Annotated in this window: 7 protein-coding genes and 3 rRNA genes; 6 read left to right on the plus strand and 4 right to left on the minus strand. The window is 65.2% G+C overall.

Annotated elements, in window-relative coordinates; all coding sequences use genetic code 11:
• The first annotated feature begins 12 nt into the window (after positions 1–12).
• The 6 genes from pcaC (at position 13) to LH62_RS02725 (ending at position 5,631) form a co-directional block, all read left to right on the plus strand.
• Positions 13–1,161 carry a 4-carboxymuconolactone decarboxylase gene (gene pcaC, locus LH62_RS02700; protein ID WP_043359071.1) on the plus strand — a complete coding sequence of 383 codons (1,149 nt, stop codon included), beginning with the start codon at positions 13–15 and terminating at the stop codon, positions 1,159–1,161.
• Positions 1,158–1,853: a protocatechuate 3,4-dioxygenase subunit beta gene (gene pcaH / locus LH62_RS02705; RefSeq protein WP_043359072.1), complete on the plus strand. Its 696-nt coding sequence runs from the start codon at positions 1,158–1,160 to the stop codon at positions 1,851–1,853. The genes pcaC and pcaH overlap by 4 nt, the downstream gene beginning before the upstream one ends.
• Entirely contained in the window at positions 1,850–2,392 is a 543-nt protein-coding gene (gene pcaG, locus LH62_RS02710) for a protocatechuate 3,4-dioxygenase subunit alpha (protein WP_043359073.1), read from the plus strand. Before pcaH ends, pcaG begins: the two co-directional genes overlap by 4 nt.
• 4 nt (positions 2,393–2,396) lie before the next feature.
• The gene (gene pcaB, locus LH62_RS02715; RefSeq protein WP_043359074.1) at positions 2,397–3,743 is read left to right on the plus strand and encodes a 3-carboxy-cis,cis-muconate cycloisomerase; all 1,347 of its coding nucleotides are present in this window, start codon (positions 2,397–2,399) and stop codon (positions 3,741–3,743) included.
• Positions 3,744–3,824: 81 nt separating this feature from the next.
• Positions 3,825–4,595 carry an SDR family NAD(P)-dependent oxidoreductase gene (locus LH62_RS02720; RefSeq protein ID WP_043359076.1) on the plus strand — a complete coding sequence of 257 codons (771 nt, stop codon included), beginning with the start codon at positions 3,825–3,827 and terminating at the stop codon, positions 4,593–4,595.
• A 40-nt stretch (positions 4,596–4,635) separates the two neighbouring features.
• Complete coding sequence (locus LH62_RS02725) at positions 4,636–5,631, plus strand: SDR family oxidoreductase (protein ID WP_043359078.1); 996 nt, start codon at positions 4,636–4,638, stop codon at positions 5,629–5,631.
• 7 nt (positions 5,632–5,638) lie between these two features.
• On the opposite strand, the gene LH62_RS02730 is transcribed toward LH62_RS02725, so the two are convergent.
• The 4 genes from LH62_RS02730 to LH62_RS02745 all read right to left on the minus strand — a co-directional run bounded on the left by LH62_RS02730 (position 5,639) and on the right by LH62_RS02745 (position 11,507).
• A complete protein-coding gene (locus LH62_RS02730) occupies positions 5,639–6,448 on the minus strand; it encodes a formate/nitrite transporter family protein (RefSeq protein WP_043359080.1) in 810 nt (269 codons plus the stop codon).
• 289 nt (positions 6,449–6,737) lie between these two features.
• Positions 6,738–6,852: ribosomal RNA gene (rrf, locus tag LH62_RS02735) — 5S ribosomal RNA — on the minus strand.
• Positions 6,853–6,988: 136 nt separating this feature from the next.
• A 23S ribosomal RNA gene (locus LH62_RS02740) occupies positions 6,989–9,724 on the minus strand.
• Between the two features lie 294 nt (positions 9,725–10,018).
• Positions 10,019–11,507, minus strand: a 16S ribosomal RNA gene (locus tag LH62_RS02745).
• The 16S, 23S and 5S rRNA genes sit together here, the layout of an rRNA operon.
• Between the last annotated feature and the right edge of the window lie 163 nt (positions 11,508–11,670).

Here is an 11,670-nt window from a genome sequence, read left to right on the forward strand (position 1 = left end):
AGAGGAGCAAGGATGTTCATCCAGCTCGACGACGTCGCCGTCCATGCCGAGGTGTCCGGCCCGGCCTCGGGTGAGCCGGTGCTGCTGCTGCACAGCCTCGGCACCAACCTGCACATGTGGGACCCGCAGGCGGAGGCGCTGGCCAGGCGCCACCGCGTCATCCGCATGGACATGCGCGGCCATGGGCTGACCGAGGCAACGCCCGGCCCCTATGCGATGGACCGGCTGGTGACGGATGCGCTGGCGTTGCTGCAGGCGCTCGGCATCGGCGCGGCGCATGTGGGCGGCGTCTCCATCGGCGGGCATATCGCGCTGCGCATGGCGGTGCAGGCGCCGGAGCGGGTGCTGTCGGTCATGGCCTGCGACACGGCGCTGGATTTCGGCGGGCCAGCCAATTGGCAGGGGCGGATGGATGCCGTCGCCGCGGGCGGGATGGCCGCCGTCGCCGATGCGACGCTCGGGCGCTGGGTGGTGGACCGCTCGCTCGCCTCCTCGAAGGGGCTCCGCCGGATGCTGCTGGCGACCGACCCGGCGGGCTGGCTCGGCTGCGCGGCGGCACTGCGCGACCTGGCCCCGCCCGCCGAATGGCGCGTGCGCTGCCCGGCGACCGTCATCGTCGGCGACCGTGACGAGTCGACGCCCGTCTCGGCGGCGCAGGCGATCCACGCGGCGATCCCTGAAAGCAAGCTCGTCGTCATCGCCGAGGCGGGGCACATCCCGAACCTCGAGCGGGAGGACGCCATGACGCGCGCCGTCCTCGCCCACATGAAGCTCGTCACGGCCCTGCCGGAGACGGCCGCGGCGGCCGGGATGGCGGTACGCCGGCAGGTGCTGGGCGATGCGCATGTCGACCGCTCCGAGGCTGCGCTGACGCCGCTCGACCTTCCCTTCCGCGACTTCATCCTAGAGGGTGTCTGGGGCCGGGTCTGGACGCGGCCAGGCCTCTCCCACCGCGACCGCAGCCTGCTCTGCCTCGGCGTGCTGGCGGCGCTCGGCCATCACGACGAGTTCCGCCTGCATGTGCGGGCGACGCGCAACACCGGCGTGACGCCGGAGGAGATCGGCGAGGTGCTGCTGCAGGTCGCCGCCTATGCCGGCGTGCCGACGGCCAACACCGCCCTCCGCCTTGCCAAGGACATCCTGAAGGAGATGGAGGGATGAGCTACCGTCAGCCGGCGCCGGGCACCCAGCCGCCCTATGACGCGCCCGAATACGGCAGCACGCACAAGCGCCACCCGAAGCAGCCCCTGCTGCGCATCCCGCAGACGCTGACCGAGACCAGCGCGCCGCGCATGCGGCCTGCGCTCTACGAGACGACGCACAACCTCGCCAAGGGGCCGGGCTGGGAGGCTCAGGGCGAGCGCATCACCGTCGCGGGGCGGGTGCTGGACGAGGACGGGCGGCCTGTTCCCGGCGCCATGGTCGAGGTCTGGCAGGCCAATGCCGCCGGCCGCTACAACCATGAGCGCGACCAGCACGACGCGCCGCTCGACCCGAACTTCAAGGGCGAGGGCCGCGTCTTCGCCGATGCCGAGGGCTGGTACCGCTACACGACGATCCGCCCCGGCGCCTATCCCTGGCGCAACCACCACAATGCCTGGCGGCCGGTGCACATCCATTACAGCCTGTTCGGCGCCGGCTTCGCGCAGCGGCTGATTACCCAGATGTACTTCCCGGGCGATCCGCTGCTGGCGCTCGACCCAATCTTCAACTGCGTCCCCGACGCGGCGGCTCGGGAGCGGCTGGTGGCACGCTTCGACCTCGACGTCACCGAGCCGGAACATGCGCTCGGCTACCGCTTCGACATCGTCCTGCGCGGGCGGGATGCGACGCCGATGGAGAACCGGGCATGAGCCTGCCCGCGACGGCGTCCCAGACCGCAGGCCCCTACTGGCACCTGATCGACTTCCCGGAATGGGCCGACCTGCTGCACCCCAACGGGCCGAATGCGGCGATCGAGGGCGAGCGCATCGCCATCGAGGGGACGGTCACCGATGGCGACGGCGCGCCCTGCGCCGATGTCATGGTGGAGATCTGGCAGGCCGATCCGGCGGGCAGCTACGAGGGCGCGTTCCACGGCTTTGGCCGCTGCGCCACCGACAAGGCCGGGCGGTTCCGCTTCGTCACGCTGAAGCCGGGGCCGGTGCGGACCGAGGGCAATGCCTTCCAGGCGCCGCATGTCGCCATCTCCCTCTTCGCCCGCGGCCTGCTGAAACAGCTCGTCACCCGGCTCTACTTCGCCGGCGAGAAGCTGAACGAGCAGGATGCGATCCTCAACGCCATCCCGGCCGAGAGGCGCGGCACCGTGCTCGCGCAACGCGCCTCGGATGGGGCCTGGCGGCTCGACCTGCGCCTGCAGGGCGAGGGCGAGACGGTTTTCTTCGAGGTCTGATGCGATGCCCGTGAACCCGGCCGACAATCCCGTCTTCGGCGCCCTCTACGGCACGGAGGCCATGCGCGAATGCATGGGCGAGATGGCGCTGCTGCAACACATGCTGGATGTGGAGGCGGCGCTGGCGCGCGCCCAGGCGCGGCTCGGCATCATGCCGGCGGAGGCCGCGACGGCGATCACGGCGGCGGCGCGGGCGGAGCGGCTCGACCTCGCGGCGCTGGCGGCGGCGACGCGGAACACGGGCTATCCCGTGGTCGGGCTGGTGCGCCAGCTCAGCCGGCTGGCGGGGCCGGAGGCCGGGCGCTGGACGCATTGGGGCGCGACCACGCAGGACATCATGGACACCGGCGTGGTGTTGCAGATGCGGGCGGGGCTCGACCTGATCCGCTCCGAGCTGCTGGCGGTGAATGCGGGGCTGGCGGGGCTGGCGGCGAAACATCGCGGCACGGTCATGGCGGGGCGGACGCATCTCCAGCACGCCTTGCCCGTCACCTTCGGCTACAAGGTCGCGGTCTGGCTCTCGCCGCTCATCACCATGGTGGAGCGACTGGACCAGCTCCGGCCGCGGCTGGAGCGGCTGCAATTCGGTGGGGCGGCGGGGACGCTGGCCTCGCTCGGCGCGCAGGGCCTCGCCGTGCAGGAGGAGCTGGCGCGGGAGCTCGGCCTCGCCTTGCCGGACATTCCCTGGCACGTGGCGCGGGACGGCATCGCCGAGGCGGTCTCCTTCCTTGGCCTGCTCTGCGGCGTGCTCTCGAAGATCGCCACCGACGTGATCCTGCTGATGCAGACCGAGGTGGCGGAGGTCGCCGAGCCGCATCAGGAGGGGCGCGGCGGCTCCTCCACCATGCCGCAGAAGCGCAACCCGATCTCCTGCGAGTACATCATCGCCCAGTCGCGCGGCGTCCATGCGCTGGTGCCGCAGATGCAGGCGGCGATGGCGCAAGATCAGGAGCGCGGCACCGGCCCCTGGCAGGCGGAGCCGCTGGCGATCGGCCAGGCCTTCCTGCTGGCACATGGGGCGCTGGCCCAGGCGCGGGTGCTGGCCGAGGGGCTGACGGTCGATGCCGCGCGCATGCGGCGCAACCTCGAGAGCACCGGCGGGCTGATCGTCGCCGAGGCGGTGATGATGGGCCTCGCGCCGGTGCTCGGGCGCGAGGCGGCGCATCATGCCGTCAACCATGCCTGCGACGTGGCGCTGGCCCAAGGCATCCCGCTGGCCGAGGCGCTGATGGCGGAGGCGGAGGTCAAGGGCCGGCTGCCGGCGGAGGAGATCGCCCGGCTGACGGATCCCTCCGGCTATCTGGGCAGCGCCGAGGCCTTCATCGACCGGGTGCTCGGCCGCTTGCGTTAGCGCTGCCCTCTCTGTCATGTCATGGCGCCCCGGCGGGCGCCGCGAGTTGCCTCTCCTCGAAGCGGGAAGAGGAACCGAGGCATGATGTTGCAGGGCAAGATCGCCGTCATCACCGGCGCCGATAGCGGAATCGGGCAGGCCGCGGCCGAGGCCTTCGCGCGGGCCGGGGCGGATGTCGCCATCGCCTATCACAGCGATGCCGATGGCGCCGGCGAAACGCGGCGGCGTGTCGAGGCAGCCGGCCGGCGCGCCTATGTGGCGCAGGCGGATGTGGGCGACCCGGCTTCCGTCCAGGCGCTGTTCGACGGCGCGGCGGGGGCGCTAGGTGTGCCCCAAATCCTCTTCGCCAATGCGGGGACGGGGATGGGCGGCATGCCCGTCGCCGAGATGGACGATGCCAAGATGGAGCAGGTGCTGCGGACGGACCTGATGGGCCCGCTCTTCTGCGCCCGCGCCTTCATCCGCCAGCGCCGTGCCGATGGCGGGGCCGGGCGGATCGTCTTCACCGGCTCCGTCGCCGGGCACCTGCCGACCCCGGGCAGTGCGCCCTATGGCATGGCGAAGGCGGGGCTCAACTCGCTGGTGCGGAGCCTCTCCGTCGAGCTGGCGGAGGACCGGATCAACGTCAACGCCATCGCGCCCGGCCTGATCGAGACGCCGATGACGCAGAAGCGGATGGACGATCCCAAGGCGCGAGAGGAGAGCATGAAGGCAATCCCCTGGCGCCGCCCCGGCCGGCCAGAGGAGATCGCGGGGCTCGCCGTCTTCCTCGCCTCGGACGCGGCCGACTACGTCACCGGGCAGACCTGGGTGATGGATGGCGGGCTGACGATGAACTGGGGCGGCGCCTGACACGTTCGGCCTGACGAACCCCCGACAAAGCGAGATCATCATGAACGACGACAATGCCTTGTCGCGGCGCAGGGCTGTCGGCAGTGCCGGGCTCGGGCTGGCGGCGGCGGCCGCGGCCTCCTCCACGGCGCGGGCGCAGCCGCGGGATACCGCCCAGCCGATGAGCGACCCGACGACGCGCTACCCGAAGCCGCCCTTCCAGAAGCAGTCGCAGCCCTGGCCCGGCCTCGCCAGCCGCATGGAGCCGCGGCCGGACCATGGCGAGACGAGCTATCGCGGCTCCGGCCGGCTCGCCGGGCGCAAGGCGCTCATCACCGGCGGCGATTCGGGCATGGGGCGGGCGGCGGCCATCGCCTATGCGCGGGAGGGCGCCGATGTCGCCATCAACTACCTCCCCAGCGAGGAAGCCGATGCCGGCGAGGTGATCGCGCTGATCAAGGCGGAGGGGCGGCTCGGCCTCGCCCTGCCGGGCGACCTGCAGGACGAGGCTTTCTGCAACCGGCTGATCGCCGATGCGGCGCGGGGGCTCGGTGGCCTCGACATCCTCGTCAGCAATGCGGCGCGGCAACAGACGCGGGCTTCGATCCTCGACGTGACCACCGAGGATTTCGACGCAACGATGAAGACCAACATCTACGCACCGTTCTGGCTCATCAAGGCGGCGCTGACGCATCTGAAGCCGGGGGCGACGATCATCGCCACCACCTCCGAGCAGGCCTACGATCCTTCGGCCGAACTCTACGACTATGCGCAGACCAAGGCGGCGACGATGAATTTCGTAAAGTCGCTGGCGAAGCAGCTCGGGCCGAAGGGCATCCGCGTCAACGGCGTGGCACCGGGGCCGATCTGGACGCCGCTGCAGGTCAGCGGCGGGGCCACGATGGAAAAGCTGGAGAAGTTCGGCGGCACGACGCCGATGGGCCGGCCGGGACAGCCCGCGGAGCTGGCTTCGATCTACGTGCAGCTTGCCGCTTCCGATGCAAGCTATGCGACTGGCCAGATCTATGGTGCGGGGGGTGGGTCGGGGCAGCCCTGACCCGGCCCTACATCTCGCGCCGCACCTGCGCATGGGCGAGTAGGGCGAAAAGGCCCGTGCCGCCCAGGACATTGCCGATCAGCGCTGGCAGGATCATTCCGCCGAGCGCCTGGCCGAAGCCGACCTCACCGGCGAAGAGCAACAGGAAGGCCTCGGCGGCACCGGCGATGACATGCGTGAAGTCGCCAAGGGCGATCGCGTAGGTCAGCACCAGAATGATGGCGAAGTCGCCCGTGGTGACGCCGGCGCGGATCCAGGCAACGGAAGCGATGAGGAAACCGGCCGGCACGCCTTGCGCCAGCAGTTGCGGCCAGTCCTTGGCGAGCAGCTGGCGCGACACCTCGAGCATGGCCTCGGTCAGCGGGGGGCTGGTCAAGTGGAGATGGATGTTGATGGCGGCCGCAATGGCCGCCCCGATCATGTTGCCGGCGAGGACGATGCCCCATAACCGGGCCGTGCCGCCGAGCTTCCGCCAGGAAGGCGCCGCCATCACCGGCAGCACGGTGACGATGGTCTGCTCGGTGAAGAGCTGCATCCGCCCAAGGATCACCATAAGGAAGCCGAGGGTGTAGCCGAGATCGGCGATGACCTCGCGCGCGAGGAAGCCCGATGGCAGCTTATGGTTCAGGGCTGCTTCGGCGATCACCGAGGCCATGATGGTGATGCCGCCAGCGATACCAGACCAGAGAAGCGAGCCGTTCGGCCGCTTCAGCTCCTCCTCGCCCTGGCGGCGGACGACTTCATGGATAACCGGGGAGCGGGGCGAAGAAAGGTTTTCGACTGCCTCCCGGTCGGTGGCGTCGAGCCCTGCCGGCATGGTCAGGGCGGATCCCGGCGGTCGCGGCGACGGGGAAATACGCTGCGGAATTCGAGACGCTGCAGCAGCACCAGCGCAACGACGACTATGAGAACGACGACGAGGGCAGTCAGCATGGCGGGCTCCTTCGCCGGCGCGTAGGAGCCGAACGGGGAGTTGCGCCGCGGGTTGCACCCAGTCGGCGAGCGAGGCCAAGCATGCGCAATGTGCCGCAAGACGCCAAAAAGCCGCCAGCTTCCTTTCGGGAGCCAGCGGCTTTGGTATGCGGCATCGAGGATCCTGTTGGGTGGCCCGGCGGCGACCGACTCTCCCGCAGCTTGAGCTGCAGTACCATGGGCGCTGGGGTGTTTCACGTCCGAGTTCGGGATGGGATCGGGTGTATCATCCCCGCGATGACCACCGGGCCACCGAACAGGATCCTGGATGTGGGAGATGGGATGGTTGGTTATGGGGTGTTGGGTTGAGTGTGGTGTGTGCGCGGCTTGGTGCTGCGTGCGGTGCTGTCCCTTGTTGAGGGGGACGGCTGCTGTGGTGTTGGTGTGGTGGAGATCTATCGGGCGATTAGGACCGCTCGGCTGCATGCATTGCTGCACTTCCACCTGCGGCCTATCGACGTGATGGTCTATCACGGCCCTCGAGGGAGACCTCGTTTGGAGGGGGGTTTCCTGCTTAGATGCCTTCAGCAGTTATCCCGTCCGTACTTAGCTACCCAGCGATGCTCCTGGCGGAACAACTGGTACACCAGAGGTGCGTCCATCCCGGTCCTCTCGTACTAGGGACAGATCCTCGCAAGTCTCCTACACCCACGGCAGATAGGGACCGAACTGTCTCACGACGTTCTAAACCCAGCTCACGTACCGCTTTAATCGGCGAACAGCCGAACCCTTGGGACCTGCTCCAGCCCCGGGATGCGATGAGCCGACATCGAGGTGCCAAACCTCCCCGTCGATGTGGACTCTTGGGGGAGATCAGCCTGTTATCCCTAGAGTACCTTTTATCCGTTGAGCGATGGCCCTTCCACGCGGGACCACCGGATCACTAAGGCCGACTTTCGTCTCTGTTCGCGCTGTCGCGCTCACAGTCAGGCGGGCTTGTGCCTTTGCACTCAACAGCCGATGTCCGACCGGCTTGAGCCCACCATCGCGCGCCTCCGTTACCATTTGGGAGGCGACCGCCCCAGTCAAACTGCCCACCACGCAGGGTCCTGGCCCGGGATAACCGGGCTCAGTTAGACGCCAGAAAGGCACAGGGTGGTATTTCAAGGTTGGCTCCACCAAGGCTAGCGCCCCGGCTTCAAAGCCTCCCACCTATCCTACACAGTCCCTTCCTGGCGCCACTGCGAAGTTGCAGTAAAGGTTCATAGGGTCTTTCCGTCTGACCGCGGGTACCCCGCATCTTCACGGGGAATTCAATTTCGCTGAGCCCATGCTGGAGACAGTGGGGAGGTCGTTACGCCATTCGTGCAGGTCGGAACTTACCCGACAAGGAATTTCGCTACCTTAGGACCGTTATAGTTACGGCCGCCGTTTACCGGGGCTTCGGTTCGATGCTTGCACATCTCCCCTTGACCTTCCGGCACCGGGCAGGCGTCAGACCCTATACGTCATCTCTCGATTTCGCAGAGCCCTGTGTTTTTACTAAACAGTCGCCACCCCCTGGTTTGTGTCACCCCACCCTGGTTGCCCAAAGTAGGGTCTCGCTTATCCCGAAGTTACGCGAGCAATTTGCCTAGTTCCTTCAGCATGGTTCTCTCAAGCGCCTTGGTATGCTCTACCAGTCCACCTGTGTCGGTTTAGGGTACGGTCCGTAATGCCAGTGCTATTTCCCGAGCCGATCCAGCTGCATACCCAATCCAGTAAGGGCATACAGAACTTCACGGCTGTCACATCTGGCGGGCCAGGGAATGTTCACCCTGTTTCCATCGGCTACGGCTGTCGCCCTCGCCTTAGGGGCCGGCTCACCCTGCGCGGATTAGCCTTGCGCAGGAACCCTTGGACTTTCGGCGGGAGAGTTTCTCACTCTCCTTGTCGCTACTCATGTCCGCATTCGCACTTCCCATACCTCCACGGCCCCTCGCAGGTACCGCTTCACAGGCTTAGGGAACGCTCCGCTACCACGCTCTTTCGAGCATCCACAGCTTCGGCAGATGGCTTGAGCCCCGTTACATTTTCGCCGCGGGACAGCTATTAGACCAGTGAGCTATTACGCTTTCTTTAAAGGATGGCTGCTTCTAAGCCAACCTCCTGGTTGTTATGGCCGTCCTACATGCTTTCCCACTTAGCCATCATTTGGGGGCCTTAGCTGGTGGTCTGGGCTGTTTCCCTCTCGACAATGGACCTTAGCACCCACTGTCTGTCTGCCGCCCTGTACTCGCCGGCATTCGGAGTTCGGTAGGGTTTGGTAGGGCTTTGGGCCCCCCTAGCCCTTCCGGTGCTCTACCTCCGGCGGTAATCGAACGACGATCTACCTCAATAGATTTCGCGGAGAACCAGCTATTTCCGAGTTTGATTGGCCTTTCACCCCTAGCCACAGCTCATCCCCGACTTTTTCAACAGGCGTGGGTTCGGCCCTCCAGTGCGTGTTACCGCACCTTCAGCCTGGCCATGGCTAGATCACTCGGTTTCGGGTCTTCTGCCGGCAACTGGACGCCCTGTTCGGACTCGCTTTCGCTCCGCCTTCACCTCACGGCTTAAGCTCGCTGCCAACAGAAACTCGCGGACCCATTATACAAAAGGTACGCCGTCACCCTTGCGGGCTCCGACTGCTTGTAGGCGCTCGGTTTCAGGTCTCTTTCACTCCCCTCATCGGGGTGCTTTTCACCTTTCCCTCACGGTACTTGTGCACTATCGGTCGCCAAGGAGTATTTAGGCTTGGAGGGTGGTCCCCCCATGTTCAGACAGGGTTTCACGTGCCCCGCCCTACTCAAGGATCCATGCGTGCCATACACCTACGGGGCTATCACCCACTCTGGCGCGCCTTTCCAGACGCTTCGGCTTAACACACATGAACCACTGGCCTGCTCCGCTTTCGCTCGCCACTACTCGCGGAATCTCCGTTGATGTCTTTTCCTCCAGGTACTGAGATGTTTCAGTTCCCCAGGTTCGCCTCGTAAGCCTATGTATTCAGCCCACGATCTCCATAAAGGAGGGGTTTCCCCATTCGGATATCTGCGGATCAACGATCGCTCGCATCTCCCCGCAGCTTTTCGCAGCGTGCCACGTCCTTCATCGCCTCTTGGCGCCAAGGCATCCACCGAACGCCCTTCTCTTTCTCCACCAACCCAAGCCTCAGCCCGCACGCAGGACCAAACCGCGCCCCACGCGCAAAACCCAAAACCAGGCCAGCGCAAACACACACTCAACCAATCAACTAACCAACCATTCCATCTTCAAATGTCAAAAGAACAACCGCCGGGGCCAAGGCCCCAGCGGGTCCAGTCTTCTGGAAGAGCTCTCAACGTCGGTTAGGACATCGAGAGAGGAGAGCGGAGCCTGCTTGATCGGCAGGTAGTCTGTAAGGATCGGTCGCAACCCAAGAACATCCGTCCTTGGCGTCACGACACATTCCTTGAAAGGAGGTGATCCAGCCGCAGGTTCCCCTACGGCTACCTTGTTACGACTTCACCCCAGTCACTGACCCTACCGTGGCAAGCTAGCCCCTTGCGGTTGCCGCACCTGCTTAAGGTAGAACCAACTCCCATGGTGTGACGGGCGGTGTGTACAAGGCCCGGGAACGTATTCACCGCGGCGTGCTGATCCGCGATTACTAGCGATTCCACCTTCATGCACCCGAGTTGCAGAGTGCAATCCGAACTGAGACGGCTTTTCGGGATCGGCTCGATGTCGCCATCTGGCCTCCCTCTGTCACCGCCATTGTAGCACGTGTGTAGCCCAGCCCATAAGGGCCATGAGGACTTGACGTCATCCCCACCTTCCTCCGGCTTGTCACCGGCAGTTCCTCTAGAGTGCCCAGCCTAACCTGATGGCAACTAAAGGCGAGGGTTGCGCTCGTTGCGGGACTTAACCCAACATCTCACGACACGAGCTGACGACAGCCATGCAGCACCTGTGCAGCAGGCCCCTTGCGGGGAAAGCGCATCTCTGCGCCGATCCTGCCCATGTCAAGGGCTGGTAAGGTTCTGCGCGTTGCTTCGAATTAAACCACATGCTCCACCGCTTGTGCGGGCCCCCGTCAATTCCTTTGAGTTTCAACCTTGCGGCCGTACTCCCCAGGCGGTGCGCTTACCGCGTTAGCTACGACACTGAGTGGCTAGGCCACCCAACATCCAGCGCACATCGTTTACGGCGTGGACTACCAGGGTATCTAATCCTGTTTGCTCCCCACGCTGTCGCGCCTCAGCGTCAGTAATGGACCAGCTCGCCGCCTTCGCCACCGGTGTTCTTCCCAATATCTACGAATTTCACCTCTACACTGGGAATTCCGCGAGCCTCTTCCATCCTCAAGCAATGCCGTATCAAGCGCAGTCCCCAGGTTGAGCCCAGGAATTTCACGCCTGACTAACACCGCCGCCTACGCGCCCTTTACGCCCAGTAATTCCGAGCAACGCTAGCCCCCTTCGTATTACCGCGGCTGCTGGCACGAAGTTAGCCGGGGCTTCTTCTACAGGTACCGTCATCATCGTCCCTGTCGAAAGGGCTTTACAATCCGAAGACCTTCTTCACCCACGCGGAATTGCTGGATCAGGCTTTCGCCCATTGTCCAATATTCCCCACTGCTGCCTCCCGTAGGAGTCTGGGCCGTGTCTCAGTCCCAGTGTGGCTGATCGTCCTCTCAGACCAGCTACCGATCGTCGCCTTGGTAAGCCATTACCCCACCAACAAGCTAATCGGACGCAGGCCGCTCTCAAGGCACCCGAAGGCTTTCTGCCACAGCAGATATGCGGTATTAGCGCCAGTTTCCCAGCGTTATCCCCCACCCCAAGACACGTTCCTACGCGTTACTCACCCGTCCGCCACTAGAGCCGAAGCCCCCGTGCGACTTGCATGTGTTAAGCATTCCGCCAGCGTTCGCTCTGAGCCAGGATCAAACTCTCAGGTTCATACACCAGCATCTCTGCCAGCATACAAAACCCAATGCCCAACCTAACCCCAACCAAACCCAACGCTCACCAGCCATCCTCCCACTACCGCAGAAGAATGAACCAACAAGCACACATCATCCAATACGCGCTTCCAAAACCAGATGCAGATTTAAAAGAACAA

This window comes from Belnapia sp. F-4-1 (genome assembly GCF_000802185.1).
Taxonomy (GTDB): Bacteria; Pseudomonadota; Alphaproteobacteria; order Acetobacterales; family Acetobacteraceae; genus Belnapia.

What these genes read in the sequence shown, in the direction of transcription:
- pcaH (WP_043359072.1), top strand. Translation starts at nt 1,158, where the DNA reads ATGAGCTACCGTCAGCCGGCGCCGGGCACCCAGCCGCCCTATGACGCG.
- pcaG (WP_043359073.1), top strand. Translation starts at nt 1,850, where the DNA reads ATGAGCCTGCCCGCGACGGCGTCCCAGACCGCAGGCCCCTACTGGCAC.
- pcaC (WP_043359071.1), top strand. Translation starts at nt 13, where the DNA reads ATGTTCATCCAGCTCGACGACGTCGCCGTCCATGCCGAGGTGTCCGGC.
- LH62_RS02725 (WP_043359078.1), top strand. Translation starts at nt 4,636, where the DNA reads ATGAACGACGACAATGCCTTGTCGCGGCGCAGGGCTGTCGGCAGTGCC.
- pcaB (WP_043359074.1), top strand. Translation starts at nt 2,397, where the DNA reads ATGCCCGTGAACCCGGCCGACAATCCCGTCTTCGGCGCCCTCTACGGC.
- LH62_RS02730 (WP_043359080.1), bottom strand. Translation starts at nt 6,448, where the DNA reads ATGCCGGCAGGGCTCGACGCCACCGACCGGGAGGCAGTCGAAAACCTT.
- LH62_RS02720 (WP_043359076.1), top strand. Translation starts at nt 3,825, where the DNA reads ATGATGTTGCAGGGCAAGATCGCCGTCATCACCGGCGCCGATAGCGGA.